The following is a 20,366-nucleotide window of genomic DNA, read 5'->3' as shown; positions in this document are numbered from 1 at the left end:
CGTGTGCCGGGGCTCGTTGCTGACGCTATGCCCGGAAAACCGGTGGCCCGGCCCCCTCCATACGCATCATTGACGTCCCGGGGACGGGACTTGACGCGATGCTGCCGCCCGGTGGCCGGTGGATTGCCCTCATCCCGCGCGCCTCATCCCGCACGCCTCGCCCCTCACCCGTCCCCGGTCCCCCGCCCCGCCCCTCCCCACCCGGCAGGGTTCAGCCCCCGGCCGGTGCGCCCTCCCGCGCCGGGGCCGCCGACGTGCCGTCCGCCGCACCGGTGCGGCCACCGGCGTCCGGGGTGCCCGCGGCGCCGCCACCGCCGTCCGCCGCCGAGCGTCGTACGACCGCCAGGACCAGCAGTCCGGCCGCGAGCGCCACCAGGCCGGAGATCAGCGTGATGCGGTGCAGTCCGTCGAGGTACGCGGCGCCGATCGTCCGCCCCGGGCCGCCGGGTCCGGCGTCGTGCAGGGCTGCGGCGAAGACCGTGCCGAGCACCGCGATGCCGAAGGCGAAGCCCAGCTGACGGAAGGTGTTCACGGCGCCGCTCGCCATCCCCGCACGCTGCGGGGGCGCCGCGCCGAGCGCCGCCGAGACGAGAACCGGCATCGCCATCCCGACGCCGAGTCCGCTCACCGCGAGCCCGGGGATCAGCGCCGCCCAGCCCGCGCCGTCACCGAGCAGGGCGACGTGCAGCAGAGCACCCGAGCCCACCAGCAACAGGCCGATTCCCACCGGCAGTTGAGGCGCCATCCGCTGGAGCAGCCGGCCGCCCAGCGCGCCGACCAGCAGGGACGTCCCCGCCAACGGCAGCACCGCGAGGCCCGCCTGCACCGGGCTCAGGCCCAGGATGTTCTGCGTCCACAGCCCGACGAACGTCAGATACGGGAACGCCGCCGCCTGCAGCAGCAGGGCCGCCACCATCAGCACCGCGAACGTGGGGCGGCGCAGCAGCGCCAGGTCCAGCAGCGGCTGCCGCACCCGCCGCTCCACGCCGACGAAGACGAGCAGCGCCAGCACGGCGACGGCCAGCGAGCCGAGCGTCCCGGACTCCGTCCAGCCCTCCTCGCCGCCCCGCATCAGGCCGTACGTCAGCGCGCCCGCGCAGACCGTGAAGGACGCGGCGCCGGGCCAGTCGATGCGGGCCGTGCGGTCGCCGTGCGACTCCTGGACGTGGCGCAGCGTGATCCCTACGGCGATGGCGGCCAGCGGCAGGTTGACCAGGAAGATCGCCCGCCAGTCGACGTATTCGGTGAGCAGGCCGCCCAGCACCGGGCCGACGGCCGCTGCCGCGCCGCTGGTGCCGCCCCAGATGCCGAACGCCACGCCGCGGTCCCGGCCGCGGTAGGCCGCCATCAGGAGCGGTGTGTTGGTGGCGAACATCGCTGCCGCGCCCACGCCCTGGACGGCGCGGGCCGCGATCAGGGTGCCCGCGTCGGGGGCGAGTCCGCAGGCGAGCGAGGCGAGCGCGAAGAGCGCCAGCCCGGCCACGTACAGCTTGCGCCGCCCGAAGAGGTCGGCGGCGGAACCCGCCACCATCAGCAGCGCGGCCAGCGCCAGCGCGTAGATGTCCATCACCCACTGCAGGGAGGTGAAGGAGGCGTTCAGGCCGTCGGATATCCGTGGCAGTGCGGCGTTGACGATCGTCACGTCGACGAGCAGGACGAAGTTGCCGAGGGTGATGGCGACCAAGGGCCACCACTTGCCGCGGACGTCCGGCGCCCGGCCGCTCGCCGCGGACCCCCGCTCCGGTGCGCTGTGCATGGTCATTCCTCCGTGGTGATGCGTGGTGAACGGTGTTGCTCGACCTCACCGTCCGTTCCGCACCCCCGGATCTCCCAGCCAGTGCGCTTGCCGCGGCGCGATCCGACACGCGTTAGCCTCCAGTGGTGAAATCCGACCGGAAGGCTCGACGCGGCACCGGCCCCGGCACCACCCGCCCCGGTGGCGAGGATTCCCGCCCCGCCGCCGGGTCCCGGCGTCCCGGCGGCGATGCCTTCGACGTCCTCGACCATCAGCTGATCCATGCCCTGCAGATCGACGGACGGGCACCGTTCAGCCGGATCGCCGACGTGCTCGGGGTCTCCGACCAGACCGTCGCGCGCCGCTACACCCGGCACCGCACCAGCGGGGCGATCAAGGTGCTCGGGCTGACCGACGCGCGGGCGCTGGGGGAGGTCGAATGGCTGGTGCGGGTGCAGTGCGCGCCGGACGCCGCGGTGCCCGTCGCCGAGGCGATCGCCCGCCGCCCGGACACCGCCTGGGTGAGCCTGATGTCGGGCGGTACCGAGATCGCGGCGGTCTGCCGCGCGGCGAGCAGTGAGCACAGTGACGCCCTGCTGCTGCAGAAACTGCCGCGCACGCCGAGTGTCGTCGGCGTCACCGCGCACTGCCTGCTGCACGAGTTCTACGGCGGCCCGCAGAGCCTGATCAGCAAGTCGGGTGCCCTGTCGGACGCGCAGATCGCCCGTTTGAGCCCGCCGGCCCCCGCCACCCCCACCGCCCCGGCATCCTCCCCCGCCACCCTCACGGACGCCGACCGCCGCCTCTTCGGCGAGCTCGCCCGCGACGGCCGTACGCCGCTCGCCGAGCTGGGGACCGTCACCGGCTGGTCGCCCACCACCGTCCGCCGCCGGCTCGCCGAACTCCGTGCGGACGGGGTCCTCTACTACGACGTCGACTACGACCTGCGGCTCTCCGGCTACGGCGTGATGGTGGCCCTGTGGCTGTCCGTCGCACCCGCCGAACTCGCCGCCACGGGCGCGGCGTTGGCCTCCCACCCGGAGGTCGCCTTCGCCTGCGCCACCACCGGGCCGAAGAACCTGTTCGCCTCCGTGCTCTGCAAGGACGTCGGCGCGCTCTACACGTATCTGACGACGCGCGTTGCGGCCCTGCCGGGGGTCGCCACGATGGAGAGCGCGCCCCGCATCCGCCATATCAAGGGCGCGGGGCCGCTGGTGGTGACGTCATCGCCCGGCGCACGATACGGCCGCTGACGGCCACCGGGCCACCTGGCCGCCTGCCCCCTGCCGCGCAAGGCCAGGGACTTCGGATCCTCAAGAGCGGGAGCGCACCCTCGCATCCCCGCGGCCCCCGCCTCACGACGGGTAGAGCCGCTCCAGCACCTTCGCGATGCCGTCCTCCTCGTTGGAGGCGGTGATCTCGTCCGCGACGGCTTTCAGCTCGTCATGGGCGTTGGCCATCGCCACGCCGTGCGCGGACCAGGCGAACATCGAGATGTCGTTGGGCATATCGCCGAAGGCGAGGGTGTCCGCGGCCTTCATGCCCAGGCGGCGGGCTGCCAGCGACAGACCGGTGGCCTTCGTCAGGCCCAGCGGCAGCAGCTCGACGATGCCCTCGCCGGAGACCGTGACGCCCACCAGATCCCCGGCGACCTGGCGCGCGGCCTGCGCCAGAGCGTCGTCACCGAGCGCCGGGTGCTGGAGGTAGAGCTTGTTGAGCGGCGCCGCCCACAGCTCGCCCGGGTCCTGGATCATGACGTTCGGCAGCGGGCCCTCCTGGATGCGGTAGCCGGGGGCCACCAGCACCTCGCCCTCCAGACCGTCCCGGCTCGCGGCCAGCAGCAGCGGGCCGACCTCCGCCTCGATCTTGGACAGCGCGAGACCGGCCAGCTGTCGGTCCAGGGTCACCGACGTCAGCAGGCGGTGCTCACCGGCGTGGTAGACCTGCGCGCCCTGTCCGCACACCGCGAGCCCGTGGTAGTCCAGGCTGTCGAGGATGTGCCGGGTCCAGGGCACCGCACGGCCGGTGACGACGATATGCGCCGCACCCGCCGCGGTGGCCGCGGCGAGCGCCGCACGGGTGCGTCCGGAGATGGTCTCGTCGTGCCGCAGCAGGGTCCCGTCGAGATCCGTCGCGATGAGCTTGTAGGGCAGCGCGGAAGCAGTGCCGGGGCCGGGAACGGTCACTTGGCGACGGGCTCCAGGATCTCCCGGCCGCCGAGGTAGGGGCGGAGCACCTCGGGGACGCGCACGGAGCCGTCCGCCTGCTGGTGGTTCTCGAAGATCGCCACGATGGTGCGCGGGACGGCGCAGAGCGTGCCGTTGAGCGTCGCCAGCGGCGAGACCTTCTGCCGGCCGTCGACGTTCTCGCGCATCCGGACCGAGAGGCGGCGGGCCTGGAACTCGTCGCAGTTCGAGGCCGAGGTCAGCTCGCGGTACTTGCCCTGGGTCGGGATCCACGCCTCGCAGTCGAACTTGCGGGAGGCCGACGAGCCGAGGTCACCGGTGGCGACGTCGATCACCTGGAACGGCAGCTCCAGGCTCGTCAGCCACTGCTTCTCCCAGTCCAGCAGGCGCTGGTGCTCGGCCTGCGCGTCGTCCGGCGCGACGTAGGAGAACATCTCCACCTTGTCGAACTGGTGGACCCGGAAGATGCCGCGGGTGTCCTTGCCGTAGGTGCCGGCCTCGCGGCGGAAGCACGGGGAGAAACCGGCGTAGCGCAGCGGCAGCTTGGCCGCGTCCACGATCTCGTCCATGTGGTACGCGGCGAGCGGGACCTCGGAGGTGCCGACGAGGTAGTAGTCGTCCTTCTCCAGGTGGTAGACGTTCTCCGCCGCCTGGCCGAGGAAGCCGGTGCCCTCCATGGCGCGCGGGCGCACCAGCGCGGGGGTCAGCATCGGGGTGAAACCGGCCTCGGTGGCCTGCGCGATGGCGGCGTTGACGAGCGCCAGCTCCAGCAGCGCGCCGATGCCGGTGAGGTAGTAGAAGCGCGAGCCGGAGACCTTGGCGCCGCGCTCGACGTCGATCGCGCCGAGCAGCTCGCCGATCTCCAGGTGGTCCTTGGGCTCGAAGCCCTCGGCGGCGAAGTCGCGGGGGGTGCCGAGGGTTTCCAGGACGGTGAAGTCCTCCTCGCCGCCGACCGGGACGTCCGGGTGGACGAGGTTGCCGAGCTTGCTCAGCAGGGCCTGGGTCTCGTCCTTGGCCTCGTCCTGCGCGGCGTCGGCGGCCTTGACGGCGGCGGACAGCTCACCGGCTTTCTTCAGCAGCACGGCCTTCTCGTCGCCGGCGGCCTTGGGGATGAGCTTGCCGAGCGCCTTCTGCTCGGCTCGAAGCTCGTCGAAGCGGACGCTGGACGACCTGCGCCGCTCGTCGGCGGAGAGAAGCGCGTCGACGAGTGCGACGTCCTCTCCACGGGCGCGCTGGGAGGCGCGCACACGGTCGGGGTCCTCACGAAGCAGGCGAAGGTCAATCACCCCACCAGGCTACCGGGGCCGGGCACCGGTGCTCGACGCCATATTCACCGGCATGGCAATTTGTCCGCTTTGGGGTTATTTATTCCGAGAGGGTGAGATGCCGGCCGGAGGTGCGGAAAGCGGGAAAGGGGGCGCGCGGGCCGGACGGGGTGAGGGAAATGGTGCGGGGAATTCGCGCGCATTTCCCGTGCGGGAGCATTCGGGGAGCCCGGTCGTCCGGCCGCTCCGGCCCTGTCCGCGGGCCGCAGGGGCGCGAGTTGTCCACAGGGGGCGGGGGTTCGGGGATTCTTATCCACAGGGTGTGTGTGAGATCTGTGGAAGTCGGAACTGATCATTCCGATCCCGGAATGCTCGGCTATGGATTCCCCGCCAAAACCCACTTCACACACTCTTTCGTGTGGGATTGGCTCGCTCTAAAGGATTGATCACGTGAATTGTGCTGACGCGGTGCGAGGTATGGCGCTGTGCGGCTGTGTGGGAGCAGTAGGGGGATTTGTCGATTCCGTCCGACTCCCATGTCGACTTACCCACAGGTCGAGAACTGCCCCTGTGGATAACTTTGTGGACAACTTCGCGACCCGCAAAGCCGCAGGTCGTGACCGCGGACCGGCGTGCTCGACCGCTGACGACCGCTGACCGACCACAGGCCGACCGCACCACCGGCCGACCGCTGCCGGGTGGCGCGTCAGTTCCGCCCGTCCAGACAGCGCGCCAGCCAGTCCGACGCCTCGCCGAACGCCGAGTCGGTCATCTCCGGCCGGATCGTCGGCGCCACCTCGTCCGCCCGCGGATACGAGCCCAGGAACCGCACGCCGCGGCAGATCCGCTTCAGGCCCATCAGGACCTCGCTGACCCGGCGGTCGGTGATGTGCCCCTCGCAGTCCACCGAGAAGCAGTAGCGGCCGATGCCGTCGCCGGTCGGCCGGGACTCGATCCGCATCATGTTCACGCCGCGGACCGCGTACTCCTGCAGCAGTTCCTGGAGCGCGCCGGGGTGGTCGGCGGCCAGCCACAGCACCACCGAGGTCTTGTCGGCGCCGGTGGGCGAGGCGGGCCGGGCCGGGCGGCCCACCAGAACGAAGCGGGTGGCGGCGTTCTGCGCGTCATGGATGTCGGTGACCAGGGGCTCCAGCCCGTACGTCGCCGCCGCGAACTCACCGGCGAACGCGCCGTCGTAGCGGCCCTCCTGCACCAGCCGCGCGCCGTCCGCGTTGGACGCCGCCGACTCCCAGACCGCTGCGGGGAGTTGCTTCGCCAGCCACTTGCGGACCTGCGGCTGGGCGACCGGGTGTCCGGTCACCGTCTTCACGTCCGGCAGCGCCGTACCGGGGCGCACCAGCAGCGCGAAGGCGATCGGCAGCAGCACCTCGCGATAGATCATCAGCGGCTCGCCCGAGGCGAGTTCGTCGAGGGTGGTCGTCACCCCGCCCTCGACGGAGTTCTCGATCGGCACCAGGGCCGCGGCGGCCTCACCGGCCCGCACCGAGTCCAGGGCGGCCGGCACCGACACCATCGGCACCAGCTCGCGGGTGGCCGCTTCGGGGAGGGTGCGCAGGGCGGCCTCGGTGAAGGTGCCCGCGGGCCCCAGATAGGTGTAGCGGCTGGCCGACATACAGGTGACTCCCTCGCATCATTGCGGGGGCGCCCCGCCGATCTTCTCCCTGTCCTTCACGATACCGAGCCCCACGAGGGCGGGCGGAAAGTTCCTCATCCCGTGGACGGCCCCCTGGGCGGGCCCCCGGATATCCGGCGCGGCCTCAGCCCTCCAGCAGCGGCTGGCCCACGTAGCCGTCGGGGGTGGCGGCCGGCGGCACCGCGTACAGGCCGCTCGCCTCGTGGCGCAGGAACGGCGACAGCGCGTCGCCGCGGTCCAGCTTCCGCTGGATCTGGGTGAAGGCGCGCAGCGGATCCGCCTGCCAGCAGATGAAGAGCAGACCGGCGTCCGGGGCACCGTCGTCGCGGAACCCGTCGTGGAAGGAGTACGGGCGGCGCAGCATCGCCGCGCCCTGGTTGGACTCCGGGGCCGCGATCCTGGCGTGTGCGTCGGCGGGGATCACCGGCAGGCCGTCGGCGCGGTTCTTGTCCAGCCGCATCGGGGTCGACTCGGAGCCGCCGGTCAGGGGTGCGCCGTCGTCCTTCCGGCGGCCGATGACCTTCTCCTGTTCGCCCCGTGACCGCTTCTCCCAGTCGTCCAGCAGCATCCGGATCCTGCGCACGACGGCATACGAACCGCCGCGCATCCACTCCTGGTCCGTGTCCCGCCCCACGAAGATCCGCTCGTCGAAGTCCTTGTCCGAGGGCTTGGGGTTGTTGGTGCCGTCGACCTGGCCCATCAGATTGCGGGTGGTCATCGGGTGGGCGGTGGCACCCGGAGTGCGGTTGAAGCCGTTCATCTGCCACCGCAGCCGGGCGCTGCCGGCCGCGTCCTTCTGCAGGGCCCGCAGCGCGTGGAAGGCGACGAGCGCGTCGTCCGCGCCGATCTGGATCCACAGATCGCCGTTGCTGCGCCCGGCGTCCAGCGCGTCGGCGGAGAAGTCGGGCAGCGGATCGAGCTGGAGGGGGCGCCGCTTCTTCAGGTCCGTACGGTCGAAGAAGCTGTGGCCGAAGCCGAAGGTGACGGTCAGCGAGGACGGACCCGCGTCGAGGGCGACGCCGGTGTCGCCGTCCGGCGCCCGCCCGGACATCAGCTCCTCGGCCGTCCGCGACCAGCGCCGCAGCAGTGCGGCGGCGGCCTTGCGGTCCGCGCCCGGAGCCAGGTCGAAGGCGACGAGATGGCCGCTGGCCTGCAGCGGAGTGGTGATGCCGGGCTGCTGCCCGGCGCGCTCCCGGCGGAAGGCGACCTCGGTCGCGCCGAGAGTGGACAGCGCCTTCGGGGCGTCGCCCTCCGCGCCGACGGCCCCGATGGCGCCACCCGCCCCGCCGACCACGAGGCCGGCCGCGCCGGCCGCGCCGACGGTGCCGAGCAGCCGGCGGCGGGTGAATTCCAGGGAGGGGGCGCCGCCGGTCGCGGCCGGTTCGGCGTCGGCCGGGCGGGACGTGCTGGGGGAGGTCTGCTTGCTCATCAGCCGATCTTCACGTTCTTGGTCTCGGTCACCTGGTCGATGTCGGAGGTCCGTACGAGCAGCGAGACCTGCCACTGCCCGGGAACCGGCAGCTGGACGCCGCTCTTGCTCCAGTGGCCCACGCTCACGTGCCGGGGGACGACGGGGAGCGGCCCGAGCTTCCTCGCCTTGAGGGTGAAGGAGACCTTCACCTCGGGGACGTCCATGGTCTTCCCCGACGGGTCGGAGATCCGCAGGTGCAGGTCGTTGGCGACCCCGCTGCGCCCCGGGTCGAGGTCGAGCCGGGCGGTGCCCTTGCCGTTCTCGCCGCCCGTGTCGAACGGGAGGGTCAGCACCTTCGGCTGGTTGGCGGCCGCGGACTGTGCCGCGACCCCCTTGACCGCCTCCTCCGTACGGGCCGGCTCGGTGGCGGTCAGCACCGTGGTCACCACGAGCAGGACGACGGCGACCGCGGTCTCGGCCAGTACGGACCTGCGCAGCCCGAGCCGCTCGGGATCGGCGTCCCGCATCCGCTTGGTCCGGGCCGTGCTCAACGCGGCTTGCTGCCGGGCGAGTTGAGCGGCGCGGTCGGCGGTGACGCCGGGGGCGGCCGGGTCGGGGGAGGCGGGAGAGTCGGTGGCGCCCGTGGAGTCGGCGGAGTGGGAGTCGGTGGAGGTGGCGATGGAGTCGGGGGAGGTGGTGGCGGTGGCGGTGGTGTCGGCCGTCACGGCCGCAGGTTCGAGCGCCGCCTCCGCCTCCGCTTCAGCTCCTGCCCCGGCCTCCGTTTCCCCGTCGGCCTCCGCCCTCCGCGTCCGGACCTCGCCCAGCCGGGCCGTCCACCGCCGTGACATCCCGGCGATGCCGACGAGCAGCACGACCAGGCCCGCCTTGAGCAGCAGCAGTTTCCCGTAGGTGGTGTCGGTCAGCGCGTGCCAGGTGCCGACCTGCCGCCAGGACTGGTAGATGCCGGTGGCCACCAGCACCACCACGGAACCGAACGCGATGCGCGAGAAGCGGCGTACGGCGTCCCGTTCCACCGGCGGGCCCCAGTACAGGGACACGACCAGGGCCGTGAGCCCGCCGAGCCAGGTGGCGACGGCGAGGAGATGGAGGACGTCGACCGGCATGGCGATGGCGGTCTGCAGACCGGTCGAGGCGTGTTCGGCCATCGCCCAGGTCGCGGCGAGCCCGGCGGCGACGATCACCCCGCCGACGGAGAGCCCCAGCGTCAGATCCTTGCGCAGCCGGGCGGCGGCCTCCGGCGACGGGCTTTCTTCCGAGGGTTCCCCCGGAGCCGCTTCCTCCGGTGAGGTCTCCCCCGGCGAGGTCTCCGCGGGCTCCTGCGCACGCGCGTACGCCCCGAAGAGCACCGCCACGAACACCGCCGAGGCGGCCAGCAACAGCATCCGGGAGATCAGCGCCGCTCCCGGCTTGGTCGTCAGGACCGCCTTGAGGCCTGCCAGATCGACGATGTCGGCGAGGTCGCCGGACCCGGTGTACGGGTTGCGCAACAGCAGCATCGCGATGGTGGTGGCGGTCAGCACCGCCCAGCCCTGGACGACCAGGCGCTGCACGGACCGTACGCCGGCGCCCGCCGGGCGGCAGGCAAGGACGAAGGCCACGCCGCCGACCAGCAGCACGAAACCGGCATAGGCGAGATAGCGGGCGATGCCGTAGAGCGCACCCACCAGCCCGCCGCCGGCCTCCTGTTGCGGCACCGCAGCGGCCGACTTGGAGGGTGCGCCCACGGAGAAGGTGAAGGCACCCGAGACGGGGTGGCTGTCGGCCGATACGGCCTGCCAGGCGACGGTGTAGGTGCCGTCGGCGAGGCCGGGCGGCAGCCCCGCCCCGTATTTGACGGTGCTCCCGCTGCACAGGTTGCGCAGCTTGCCGCGGTCCACCCGCTTGCCCTGCGGGTCCAGGACGCGGATCGAGTCGTCGCCCAGCGCGACACCTTCGGAGAAGGTGAGCGAGACCTGCTCGGGGGCACGGTCCACCACCGACCCCTGCGCGGGGTTGCTGCCCGTCAGCGCGGCGTGCGCGGACGCCGGTGCGGCGCCGCCGAGCAGCGCGCCGAACAGCGCCGCGGCGACGACCAGCAGACGCAGCGCAACGGACCGCCGCGGCAAGGAGCCGGTGATGGCCATGGTCGGTGCTCCCCTCACTTCACTTCAGTGCGTGTCCTGTTACTGCTTCTTACTTCTGCTTCTTCGGTTCGAAGCCGGCGGACTTCACCGGGACGTCCACCTTGATAGGGCCGGCGGTCTTGAAGTGCAGCTCGACGGTGACCTTGTCGCCCTCGACGGGCTTGTTCTTCAGGCCCATCAGCATCAGGTGATTGCCGCCGCGCGCGAGGCGGAGCTCGCCGTCCGCGGGCACCTCCAGCGACGGGACCTCCTCCATCTTGTTGCCGACCGTCTTGTGGATCGTGATGTCCTTGGCGAGATCGCTCGTCACCGAGGTGAGCTTGTCGGCGGTGCCGCCGGTGTTCTTGATGACGAAGAACGCGCCGGCCATGTCCTGGGTGACCGGCTGCGGCATGTACGCGCCGGAGACCTTGAGCTTCGGGGCGGAGTCCGCGCTGTCGCAGCCGGCGAGCGCGAGCCCGGCGGTGAGGGTGACGGCGGCGGCGAGGGTTATACGGCGGTTCACGGGTTCTGCCCCTTGATGATCTTCGGAAGTACCTTGGTGTAGTTGGCGGAGGTGGCGTCCTGCATGCCCATCCAGTGGATGCGGTCGTCCTTCGGGGACGTCAACAGCACCTGGGCACCGTGGGTCGACACGACGTCGCCGTTCTTCTTCTTGACGGGCTTCTCGATGCCGATGTTCACGCTCCGCGCGCCGCCCTGAATGGTGGCGAAGTCGCCGGTCAGGCCGGTGAAGTTCTTGTTGATGCCGCCGAGCCACTTCTTCAGGGCGGCCGGGGTGTCGCGCTCGGGATCGGAGGTCACGAACAGCACCCGCAGGTCGTCCTGTTCGGCCTTCGGCAGCTGCTTGACCGCGACCGCGATGTTGGCCATGGTCAGCGGGCAGACGTCCGGGCAGTTGGTGTAGCCGAAGTAGATGAGGGTCGGGTGGCCCTTCGTCTTCTCCAGCAGGTCGTACTTCTTGCCGTCGGTGTCGGTCAGCTGGAGGTCCGGCTTCTCGATCGGGCTGTCGAGCGTGATGATCGGCTTGGAGGCCGGGCCGGAGACGTCGGCGGCGGACGTGCCGTCGTCGTTGCCGCACGCGGTCATGGTGAGAGCCGCGGCTGCCGTGAGGCCGGCCGCGAGCAGGGTCCTTCTACGCATTGCAGATATGTCCAGTGGTTCGGGAACGGGTGCCGGGCCGGCGGGATCACCGGCCGGCCCGGCAGGTGATCAGGCGCTGCGCCGACGGCCGGCGAGCACGCCGAACCCGACTCCGACGATGCCCACGACGATGCCGACGACGGCCAGGATGCGCGCCGTGCTGTCACTGTCGGAGGCGTCCGTGGCGGCCGTGGTGGTGGCCTTGGCGCCATCCTTGTGGCCGTTCTTGGCGTCCGCGGCGGTGGCCGTGGCGCCGTGCGCGTCGTCACCCGCCGCCGTGAGCTTGAGCACCGGCGCCGGGTTCTCCGGCTCCGGGGCGCCCTCCTTCGTCGGCTCGATCCAGCGCACGACCTCCTTGTCGTCGTACGTCTGGAGGGCCTTGAAGACGACCTGGTCGGCGTCCTCGGGCAGCTGGCCGACGGAGACCGGGAACTGCTGGAACTGGCCGGGCTCGACGCCCTTGTCCTCGGCGGTCCAGGTGATCTTCGAGGGCGCCTCGGTGATCTTCTCGCCGTGCATGTCGATCGGCTTGGCGAGCTTGGCCTTGGTGACCTTCACCGACCAGCCCGGCACCGGCTGCGGCATGGCCGACGCCAGCGGGTGGTCGGTCGGCAGGTTCACCTCGAGCTTCACCGTCGAGGCGTCGTCACGCTCATTGGGCACCTTGAAATTGACGGTCGCATAGCCACCCTTCTCGGCCGCGTCCGGCTGCACGCTGACGTGCGCGAAGGCCGGGACGGCGAGCAGCAGCACACTGCCGGCGGCGAGAGCACCGACGATCGGCAGCCGCCGGGCGAGCCGGCGCGCAGGGCCCTCGGGGCGGTCGTCCGCGGCAGAAGCGGAGGAAAGGGACGAGGGGTGCGACAGGTTCGACATAAGCGCAAACACTCCCAAAGAGGAGAAGGTCGGGTGACGGTGCTGTTCTGGCGCGCGTGCGGCGACGGCGCGAGAGCCCGTCCCCTCCTGTGGGGGCGTGCTTCGCGTGTCGTCAGGCCGCGAGGGCCAGGGTGGGTGGCCCCCGCCTGACGACACTGTGGTGGAGTGCGAGTGTCTGCGGGCCGGGTTTGTCATCCCCGTACGAAACGGGGGCGCGCGGCGCATCATCGTGCGCCGTGCCCAGGCCCGTGAGCAGGGCGCGAACGAGCTTGAGCGTGCCGCGCAACACACCGACGAGCGCCTGGGCCGCCACCTCACGCGCCGCGGGAGCGGACAGCCGGACCAGCCGCCACAGCGCCGCCTCGCCCCGCCGCAGCAGCCAGCCGATGGCGAGCGCCGCGAGCAGATGCCCCAACAGCATGGGCAGCGACGGCGCCAGACAGTGCGCCATCGTCGGATCGGCCGCCGCGCCGGCGCCCGGATGGGCTCCCGCCGCTCCGGCCGTCGCGGCGGAATCGAAGCCGCCGGAATCCACGATCCGGCGCGCCTCGCCGCCGTCCACCCGGCCCGTGCCCAGGCCGCAGGTCATGTGCCGGGCCAGCGCGATCGCCGCCTGATCGGACAGCCGGCCGGAGCCGTCACCGCCCATCGACGGAGCGGACATCGGATGCCGGCTCATGGCGAACAGCGAGTGCAGGGCGAGCTGGCCCACCGCCAGTCCGGCTGCGATGCCGGGCAGCGAGCGCTCCCGCCCGGCCAGCGGCACGGCGAGCGCGAACACCGCGGCGCACGCGAGGCCCAGGGTCCACAACGGAACGGCGGAGAAGGAGGCAGCCATGTGCCCGGCCGCGGACAGCGCGACACAGACCGCGGTGAACACCGCGGCCCTCAGCAGCCGCAGATCGGCGGCCGCGCGCGCTGTGGAAGCAGGCGGGGCAGTCATGGCGGCGCCATCATCCCACTGCCCTTAACCGCCGCCTACGGCAGGGCGCCGCTCATCGCCGCGTTCCGGGGACGTACCGGGGGACGGCGGGGCGCGCGGGGGCGCGCAGGGGTATCGCGGCCTACACCGATGCGCTCGGAGTCCGCATCCGCCGAATGAGCGGTGTCACGCCCCGGACAGGCTTACGGACCATGTGGGGCGGCAATACGTATCGGTATGTCGAGCCGCGGCCAGGAAGGCTGGAGCGATGAGCATCTGGTGGTCCCTCCATCTGCGCCGCGAGCCTGCGAGCGTGCCGCTCGCCCGCCGTCTGCTGCTGGGAACGATGGAAACGGCGGGCGTCGACCCGGATATTTGCTACGACCTGTCGGTCGCCCTCTCCGAGGCCTGCGCGAACGCCGTCGAACACGGCGGTGACGCCGCCACCGAGGACTACCGCGTCACGGCCTTCATCGACGGCGACACCTGCCGTATCGAGGTGACCGACTCCGGCCCCGGCTTCCGCACCGCCCCCCGGGACCCCGCGCCCTGCCCGCTGTCCGTCCCCACCCCCGCGGCCCCCGCCTACGCCGAGGACGGCCGCGGCCTCTTCCTCATCGAGGCCCTCACCGACCACGTCCGCTACCGCAACCGCACGGGCCGGCGCGGCGCGGTCGTCAGCTTCGACAAGATCCTCAAGTGGCGGGAAGGCGCGCCGCTTCCGATGGCGTCGTGAGGCGGCGACGGCGGGAGGCGACGAAGGCGGGAGCCGCGGCGCTCAAGTGCCCCGCCCTCAGCCGGAGTTGTCACTGAGCTGCAGGATGTGTGCCGAGGGGCGCGAACCGCACTTCCCCCGGCCGCCGGTCACCCCTGTGCCGACGAGTGCACGGGCGCAGCCGGCGAGGCCGGCGTTTCCCCCGGCGCCTCCTCCGCGCCCGATGCCGCCATCGCCCCCGGGCCCCGCCCCGTTCGCGGCCGTACCCAGAAGTGGTGGACGGCGGTGAGGAGGGCCAGCCAGACAGCGCCGACGACCAGGGCGATGCGGGTGCTGTCGTAGAAGGCGAGGAGCACCATGACCGCCGCCATGAAGGCGATGGCGGCGAATTGGCCGTAGGGCCAGAACGGCACCGGGTAGGTGAGGGCGGCCGATTCCTCGGGAGACATCCTGCGGCGGGCCCTGACCTGAGTGAGCAGGATCATCAGCCATACCCACACGGTGGCGAAGGTGGCGATGGAGGAAATGATGAGGAAGATCTTGTCGGGCACCAGGTAATTCATCAGCACACCGAACAGCAGCGCCCCGATCATGATGACGACGGTAATCCAGGGCACGCCGTTGCGGGAAAGGCGCCGCATGGCGGTGGGTGCCTGGCCGCGTTCGGCCATTCCGTACATCATCCGGCCGGCGGCGAAGATATCGCTGTTGATGGCGGAGAGCGCGGCGATGACGACGACGATATTGAGGACGGTCGCGGCGGATTTGAGGCCGACCGTCGCGAAGATCTCGACGAACGGGCTGCCGGAGGAGTCGACGTTCTGCCAGGGGTTGAGCGACATGATGACCGCGAGGGTCAGCACGTAGAAGAGGACGATCCGCAGCGGTATGGAGTTGACCGCGCCGGGGATGGTCTTCTCCGGGTTCTCCGCCTCACCGGCCGTGACCCCGATGATCTCGGTGCCGCCGAAGGCGAACATGACGACGGCGAAGGAGACGATGAAGCCCTGGACGCCGTTGGGGAAGAACCCGCCGTTCTCCCAGAGGTTGGCGATCCCGATGTGGTGGGCGTGACCGCCGCTCGTCACGCCGAAGATCAGGATGGCGATGCCGGCCACGATCATCGCGCCGATGGCGATGATTTTGGCGAGCGAGAGCCAGAATTCCAGCTCGCCGAAGACCTTGACGCTGAAAAGGTTGAGCGCGCCGATGACGAGGACGGCGGCCAGCAGCCAGATCCAGCGGGGGACGTCCGGGAACCAGAAGCCCATATAGACGCCGAGAGCCGTGATGTCCGCCAGGCAGACGATGACCATTTCGAAGGCGTAGGTCCAGCCGGTGGTGAATCCGGCCAGCGGGCCGAGGTGCTTCGTCGCGTATTCACCGAACGACCCGGCGCACGGTGATTGCACGGCCATTTCGCCGAGCGAGCGCAGGACGAGGAAGACGGCGGCCCCGCCGATCAGGTAAGCGAGCAGGACTGCCGGGCCGCCTGCTTTGATGGATTCGGAGGAACCGTAGAAAAGGCCGGTGCCGATGGCCGAGCCGAGGGCGATGAAACGTATGTGCCGGGACCCGAGTCCCCTGTTCAAGCTCGTTGTGGCGGTGGTCAACGGCTGCCTCCCTTGGACTGCACGTCCCGGACGTGTGACGGGGCGTTCGTGACCGGCCGGATCGGCTGTCGACGCCACTGCGAGCCGCCTGTATATTCCTGTATATACAGGCGTGTCAAGAGGTGGTCCGATGAGTGAACGCGGTGCGACATCCAGTGCCTCACCGGCAGTTGGGCGGGCGCTGGACATCCTGCTGTACCTCGCCGGCCGGCCCGGTCTGGTCCAGGCCGGCGCACTGGCCAGGGACCTCGACATCCCCAGGTCGTCGGCCTACCACATCCTCGCGGTGCTGGCCGATCGCGGCTTTGTCACCTATATCGCCAAGGAGCAGGCGTACGGCCTGGGCGTCGCCTCCTTCGAGGTCGGCTCCGCCTACCTGCGCCACGAACCCCTGGAGCGGCTGGCCCGGCCCCTCCTGCGCAGCGTCGCCGGCAAGCTCGGCCAGACGGTGCACCTGGGGATCCTCAACGGCGCGGAGACGGTCTACCTGCTCAAGGAACGCCCGGCCGCGCACCGCGCCGGCGAGGTCGACATCGCCCTGGTCACGGACGTCGGCGTACGGCTGCCCGCCCACCTGACGGCCAACGGGCGGGCGATCCTCGCGCACTCCCCCGAGGCCCAACTGCGGGCGCTCTTCCCCCGACCCGGCGACCTCACCACCCGTACGGGCAAGGGCCCGCGCTCGCTGGCCGAACTCTTCGGCCTGCTGCGGCGGGACCGGGAGCGCGGCTGGTCGGAGGAGGTCGAGCTGGTTTCCGAGGGGTTCCGCTCGATGGGCGTCGCGGCCTTCGACCACCACGGGCGCCCGGTCGCGGCCCTCAGCAGCACCTGGCGCCGGCACCATGCCCGGCACGACGCCCACGAGGTGCGGGACGTGCTGCGGCAGGCCGCGGGCCGGCTCACCGCCGCGGTGTCGGGACGCGCCCCGGCCACGACGGACGGCGGTCAGTGAGTGTCGAAGGTGCCTTCGAGGCGGTAGCGCGACCCGGGGTGCAACAGCCGCGCGATGCTCACCAGCACATCGCGTGACCAGGTGCGGCGCTGGATGAGCAGGCACGGCTCGGAGGGCTCGACGGCGAGGAGCGCGCACTCCTCGGGGGACGGGACCGTCGCCTCCACGATGTGCTCGCCCCTGCCGAGCGGCGCGACCTTCGACAGGAACGTGAAGGGCGTCTGCCGGGTGAAGTCCTGCTCCAGATAGCCGGGTGCGAAGTCCGGGTTGACGTAGCGGTCCTCCAGCTGGACCGCCGCGTCGTCCTCGAAATGCACCACTTGGGAGTGGAAGACGGGCCGGCCCGCCGCCAGACCGAGCTGCGCGGTGATCTTCGGCGCGGCATGCTCCTCGCGCAGGCACAGCACCCGGGCGTCGTAGCGGTGGCCGCGGGCGCGCACCTCGTCGGCGATGTTGTGCACCTCGACCAGGCCGGAACTGCCCTTGCTCACCGCGACGAAGCTGCCCACGCCCATCACCCGGCGGATCACGCCCTGCGCGGCCAGCTCACGCAGCGCGCGGTTGATCGTCATCCGGGACAGGCCCAGCGCGTCGACGAACTGGCTCTCCGACGGCAGCGCGTCGTCCTCACGCCAGTGGCCGCCGGTGATCTGCGCCGAGACCAGGTCCTTGACGCGCTGATAGGCGGGCGTGGCGGCCGAGGCGAGCTCCTCGTACAGCCGGGCGAGATCCGCCGCGTCCGCGCCCAAGCCAGTTCACCGTCCTCGTCAGCCAGCGGCCTCGCACCCCGTGCCGTCCGGGCCGCGCGGGCCGTACAAGCGGAGCGTCCTCCGGAATTCTAGGGCGTGGGCACAAAACCAGCGGTCGCAAGGACGCTCCCGGCCGCCCGGCAACCGTCCCGCCGGAATCGGTTTCTCGGATCCGAGAAACCGGGGGAGCGGCGCTGGTTCCGGCCGCGCGCCTGACGTGTCATGGCACCACCACCGCTCCACCGATCCACCAGGAGTCCAGCATGACCAGCCCTTCCCCGGACGCCCCGCGTATCCGTGCCCCCCGCGGCGCCGAACTGAACTGCCTCGGCTGGCAGCAGGAGGGCGCGCTGCGGATGCTCATGAACAACCTCGACCCCGAGGTGGCCGAGCACCCGGAGGACCTGGTGGTCTACGGCGGTACCGGCAAGGCCGCCCGCAACTGGCCCGCGTACGACGCCATCGTCCGCACCCTCAAGACGCTGGAGAACGACGAGACGCTGCTGGTGCAGTCCGGCAAGCCGGTCGGCGTGATGCGCACCCACGAGTGGGCGCCGCGGGTGCTGCTCGCCAACTCCAACCTGGTGGGCGACTGGGCGAATTGGGAGCAGTTCCGTTCGCTGGAGGCCCAGGGCCTGACCATGTACGGGCAGATGACCGCCGGTTCGTGGATCTACATCGGCAGCCAGGGCATCCTCCAGGGCACGTACGAGACGTTCGGCGCCGTGGCGCGCAAGAAGTTCGACGGCACGCTCGCCGGCACCATCACCCTCACCGCGGGCCTCGGCGGAATGGGCGGCGCCCAGCCGCTCGCCGTCACCATGAACGACGGCGTCGCGATCTGCGTCGACGTCGACCCGAGCCGGATCCAGCGCCGCATCGCCCGCCGTTACCTCGACATCGCCGCCGACGACCTGGACCACGCGCTGCGGCTCGCCGTCGAGGCCCGTGACGCCCGCCGGCCGCTGTCCATCGGGCTCGCCGGCAACGCCGCCGAGATCTTCCCGCAGCTGCTGGCCGCGGGCGCGCCCATCGACATCGTCACCGACCAGACCTCGGCGCACGACCCGCTGGCCTACCTGCCCGTCGGCGTGAGCCTCGATGAGTGGCACGAGCAGGCCCGTAAGGACCCGGAGGACTTCACCGTCCGCGCCCGCGCGTCCATGGCGCGGCACGTCGAGGCGATGGTCGGCTTCCTCGACGCGGGCGCCGAGGTCTTCGACTACGGCAACTCGATCCGCGACGAGGCGCGCAAGGCCGGCTACCAGCGGGCCTTCGACTTCCCCGGCTTCGTCCCGGCGCACATCCGCCCGCTGTTCGAGGAGGGCCTGGGCCCCTTCCGCTGGGCCGCGCTGTCCGGCGACCCCAAGGACATCGAGGCCACCGACAAGGCCATCATGGAGCTCTTCCCCGACAACGCGCATCTGCACCGCTGGATCAAAATGGCGGGCGAGCGGGTCGAGTTCGAGGGCCTGCCGGCCCGTATCTGCTGGCTGGGCTACGGCGAGCGGCACCGCGCCGGACTGCGCTTCAACGAGATGGTCGCCTCCGGCGAACTGTCCGCACCGGTCGCCATCGGCCGCGACCACCTCGACTCCGGCTCCGTCGCCTCGCCCTACCGCGAGACCGAGTCGATGCTCGACGGCTCCGACGCCATCGCCGACTGGCCGCTGCTCAACGCCCTGGTGAACACCTCCTCGGGTGCCTCCTGGGTCTCCATCCACCACGGCGGCGGCGTCGGCATGGGCCGCTCCATCCACGCCGGCCAGGTCTGCATCGCGGACGGCAGCGAGCTCGCCGCCCGCAAGCTCTCCCGGGTGCTGACCAACGACCCCGCGATGGGCGTCATCCGGCACGTCGACGCCGGCTACGAGCACGCCGCCGACGTCGCCAAGCAGCGCGGGGTGCGCGTCCCGATGACCGAGGACGAGGCCAAGTGAGCACTGTCGCACCGACCCCGGCTCCCCCCGTCACCGTCGCGGATGCGGCACCCGAGCCGTGGACCGGCCGGGACGACGGCCCCGGCGCCGACAATCTGCGCTGGCACCACACGGTGAGCCTCGGCGCGGAGCACGCCGAGCCGGGCGATGTGGCGTTCGTCGGCTTCCGCAGCGACGAGGGCGTACGGCGCAACAAGGGGCGCCAGGGCGCCGCCGACGGGCCGGGCGCGCTGCGCCGGGCGCTGTCCTCGATGGCGCTGCCCGCGCCGTCCCGGGCGGTCGACCTCGGCGACGTCGAGGTGGCCGGCGGCGACCTCGAAGCCGGGCAGCGCCGCCTGGGCCGGGTGATCACCCCGCTCGTCGACCGGGGCGGCCCGGTGATGGTGCTGGGCGGCGGCCACGAGGTCGCGTACGGCAGCTACCAGGGACTGGCGGCGAGCCGCGCGGTGCGCGACGGCGCCCGGGTCGGGGTGCTCAACCTCGACGCGCACTTCGATCTGCGCGACGACGTCCGGCCCAGCTCCGGCACCCCGTTCCTGCAGATGGCCCACGACGAGCAGCGCGCCGGCCGGAGCCTCAACTACTGGGTGTTCGGGGTCAGTCAGCCGAGCAACGCCGAACGGCTCTTCCGGACCGCCGACCGGCTGGGGGTGCGCTACCTGCCGGACACCGCCTGCGGGGTGCTCAACCTGGCGGCCGTCGACGCCTTCGTGGCCGACTTCCTCGCGAGCTGCGACCTGGTCCACCTCAGCATCGACCTCGATGTGCTGCCCGCCGGCGCCGCGCCGGGCGTCAGCGCCCCCGCTGCCTACGGGGTGCAGATGGACATCGTCGAGCACGTCTGCGCCGCCGTGGCGGCCAGTGGCCGGCTCGCGGTCTGCGATGTCGCCGAGCTGAATCCGGACCTCGACGTCGACCAGCGCACCGCGCGGGCCGGCGCCCGGCTGATCCACCGGATCGTCACGGGCCGGACGGCGGCGGCCCGCCGGGCGTAACCGCGCGTCGCACGTCCCGGAGGGGGCCGGTCGGTCCGCGAACCGACCGGCCCCCTCCGAACGGAC

17 protein-coding genes are annotated in these 20,366 nt (G+C 71.7%); 5 read left to right on the top strand and 12 right to left on the bottom strand.

Translation table 11 applies throughout. The features are described from left to right. Window positions 1–211: 211 nt before the first annotated feature. Complete coding sequence (locus ACIRQ7_RS18035) at window positions 212–1,756, bottom strand: MFS transporter (protein ID WP_404263471.1); 1,545 nt, start codon at window positions 1,754–1,756, stop codon at window positions 212–214. Window positions 1,757–1,881: 125 nt separating this feature from the next. Here ACIRQ7_RS18035 and ACIRQ7_RS18030 point away from each other — a divergent pair, with 125 nt between their 5' ends. Beyond that, the gene (locus ACIRQ7_RS18030; RefSeq protein WP_404263469.1) at window positions 1,882–2,988 is read left to right on the top strand and encodes an Lrp/AsnC family transcriptional regulator; all 1,107 of its coding nucleotides are present in this window, start codon (window positions 1,882–1,884) and stop codon (window positions 2,986–2,988) included. Window positions 2,989–3,090: 102 nt separating this feature from the next. Here ACIRQ7_RS18030 and ACIRQ7_RS18025 read toward each other — a convergent pair whose 3' ends face one another. The 9 genes from ACIRQ7_RS18025 to ACIRQ7_RS17985 all read right to left on the bottom strand — a co-directional run bounded on the left by ACIRQ7_RS18025 (window position 3,091) and on the right by ACIRQ7_RS17985 (window position 13,357). Next, window positions 3,091–3,921, bottom strand: coding sequence for an HAD family hydrolase (locus ACIRQ7_RS18025; protein WP_404263468.1), 831 nt, complete (start codon window positions 3,919–3,921; stop codon window positions 3,091–3,093). Continuing rightward, window positions 3,918–5,207, bottom strand: a complete 1,290-nt coding sequence (gene serS / locus ACIRQ7_RS18020; protein ID WP_401464608.1) for a serine--tRNA ligase — start codon at window positions 5,205–5,207, stop codon at window positions 3,918–3,920. The genes ACIRQ7_RS18025 and serS overlap by 4 nt, the downstream gene beginning before the upstream one ends. Window positions 5,208–5,892: 685 nt before the next feature. Then, on the bottom strand, window positions 5,893–6,819 hold the full coding sequence (gene pheA / locus ACIRQ7_RS18015; RefSeq protein WP_404263467.1) for a prephenate dehydratase: 927 nt from the start codon (window positions 6,817–6,819) through the stop codon (window positions 5,893–5,895). Between the two features lie 145 nt (window positions 6,820–6,964). After that, window positions 6,965–8,269, bottom strand: coding sequence for an iron uptake transporter deferrochelatase/peroxidase subunit (efeB, locus tag ACIRQ7_RS18010; protein WP_404263466.1), 1,305 nt, complete (start codon window positions 8,267–8,269; stop codon window positions 6,965–6,967). Further along, window positions 8,269–10,395, bottom strand: coding sequence for a copper resistance CopC/CopD family protein (locus ACIRQ7_RS18005; protein ID WP_404263464.1), 2,127 nt, complete (start codon window positions 10,393–10,395; stop codon window positions 8,269–8,271). The genes efeB and ACIRQ7_RS18005 overlap by 1 nt, the downstream gene beginning before the upstream one ends. Before the next feature lie 49 nt (window positions 10,396–10,444). After that, window positions 10,445–10,900 (bottom strand): copper chaperone PCu(A)C, encoded by a 456-nt coding sequence (locus ACIRQ7_RS18000; RefSeq protein WP_404263463.1) that lies wholly within the window; start codon window positions 10,898–10,900, stop codon window positions 10,445–10,447. After that, window positions 10,897–11,538, bottom strand: a complete 642-nt coding sequence (locus ACIRQ7_RS17995) for an SCO family protein (protein WP_404263461.1) — start codon at window positions 11,536–11,538, stop codon at window positions 10,897–10,899. The genes ACIRQ7_RS18000 and ACIRQ7_RS17995 overlap by 4 nt, the downstream gene beginning before the upstream one ends. A 69-nt stretch (window positions 11,539–11,607) precedes the next feature. Next, window positions 11,608–12,414: a YcnI family protein gene (locus ACIRQ7_RS17990; RefSeq protein ID WP_404263459.1), complete on the bottom strand. Its 807-nt coding sequence runs from the start codon at window positions 12,412–12,414 to the stop codon at window positions 11,608–11,610. Between the two features lie 112 nt (window positions 12,415–12,526). Next, window positions 12,527–13,357, bottom strand: coding sequence for a hypothetical protein (locus ACIRQ7_RS17985; protein WP_404263458.1), 831 nt, complete (start codon window positions 13,355–13,357; stop codon window positions 12,527–12,529). Window positions 13,358–13,604: 247 nt separating this feature from the next. On the opposite strand from ACIRQ7_RS17985, the gene ACIRQ7_RS17980 reads away from it, so the two are divergent. Next, entirely contained in the window at window positions 13,605–14,072 is a 468-nt protein-coding gene (locus ACIRQ7_RS17980; RefSeq protein ID WP_404263457.1) for an ATP-binding protein, read from the top strand. 128 nt (window positions 14,073–14,200) lie between these two features. On the opposite strand, the gene ACIRQ7_RS17975 is transcribed toward ACIRQ7_RS17980, so the two are convergent. After that, on the bottom strand, window positions 14,201–15,664 hold the full coding sequence (locus tag ACIRQ7_RS17975; RefSeq protein WP_404263456.1) for an amino acid permease: 1,464 nt from the start codon (window positions 15,662–15,664) through the stop codon (window positions 14,201–14,203). Window positions 15,665–15,794: 130 nt separating this feature from the next. On the opposite strand from ACIRQ7_RS17975, the gene ACIRQ7_RS17970 reads away from it, so the two are divergent. Then, window positions 15,795–16,616 carry an IclR family transcriptional regulator gene (locus ACIRQ7_RS17970; RefSeq protein WP_404263454.1) on the top strand — a complete coding sequence of 274 codons (822 nt, stop codon included), beginning with the start codon at window positions 15,795–15,797 and terminating at the stop codon, window positions 16,614–16,616. On the opposite strand, the gene hutC is transcribed toward ACIRQ7_RS17970, so the two are convergent. Beyond that, window positions 16,610–17,365, bottom strand: coding sequence for a histidine utilization repressor (hutC, locus tag ACIRQ7_RS17965; protein ID WP_404263452.1), 756 nt, complete (start codon window positions 17,363–17,365; stop codon window positions 16,610–16,612). The genes ACIRQ7_RS17970 and hutC overlap by 7 nt on opposite strands. A gap of 263 nt (window positions 17,366–17,628) precedes the next feature. Between hutC and hutU the strand changes: the two genes are divergently transcribed. Together hutU and hutG are read left to right on the top strand one after the other, a co-directional pair. Then, window positions 17,629–19,305 carry a urocanate hydratase gene (hutU, locus tag ACIRQ7_RS17960; protein WP_404263451.1) on the top strand — a complete coding sequence of 559 codons (1,677 nt, stop codon included), beginning with the start codon at window positions 17,629–17,631 and terminating at the stop codon, window positions 19,303–19,305. Further along, complete coding sequence (gene hutG / locus ACIRQ7_RS17955) at window positions 19,302–20,300, top strand: formimidoylglutamase (protein WP_404263449.1); 999 nt, start codon at window positions 19,302–19,304, stop codon at window positions 20,298–20,300. Before hutU ends, hutG begins: the two co-directional genes overlap by 4 nt. Window positions 20,301–20,366: the final 66 nt, after the last annotated feature.

The organism is Streptomyces sp. NPDC101393, from assembly GCF_044767385.1.
Lineage (GTDB): Bacteria > Actinomycetota > Actinomycetes > Streptomycetales > Streptomycetaceae > Streptomyces.
Note: the sequence above shows the minus strand (reverse complement) of the source record. Positions and strands in the feature narration are given on the sequence as shown.

Bases quoted from the DNA above. Each gene is read 5' to 3' on its own strand.
- ACIRQ7_RS18035 (WP_404263471.1), bottom strand. From the start codon at position 1,756: ATGCACAGCGCACCGGAGCGGGGGTCCGCGGCGAGCGGCCGGGCGCCG.
- pheA (WP_404263467.1), bottom strand. From the start codon at position 6,819: ATGTCGGCCAGCCGCTACACCTATCTGGGGCCCGCGGGCACCTTCACC.
- efeB (WP_404263466.1), bottom strand. From the start codon at position 8,269: ATGAGCAAGCAGACCTCCCCCAGCACGTCCCGCCCGGCCGACGCCGAA.
- ACIRQ7_RS18005 (WP_404263464.1), bottom strand. From the start codon at position 10,395: ATGGCCATCACCGGCTCCTTGCCGCGGCGGTCCGTTGCGCTGCGTCTG.
- ACIRQ7_RS17995 (WP_404263461.1), bottom strand. From the start codon at position 11,538: ATGCGTAGAAGGACCCTGCTCGCGGCCGGCCTCACGGCAGCCGCGGCT.
- ACIRQ7_RS17990 (WP_404263459.1), bottom strand. From the start codon at position 12,414: ATGTCGAACCTGTCGCACCCCTCGTCCCTTTCCTCCGCTTCTGCCGCG.
- ACIRQ7_RS17985 (WP_404263458.1), bottom strand. From the start codon at position 13,357: ATGACTGCCCCGCCTGCTTCCACAGCGCGCGCGGCCGCCGATCTGCGG.
- ACIRQ7_RS17980 (WP_404263457.1), top strand. From the start codon at position 13,605: ATGAGCATCTGGTGGTCCCTCCATCTGCGCCGCGAGCCTGCGAGCGTG.
- ACIRQ7_RS17970 (WP_404263454.1), top strand. From the start codon at position 15,795: ATGAGTGAACGCGGTGCGACATCCAGTGCCTCACCGGCAGTTGGGCGG.
- hutU (WP_404263451.1), top strand. From the start codon at position 17,629: ATGACCAGCCCTTCCCCGGACGCCCCGCGTATCCGTGCCCCCCGCGGC.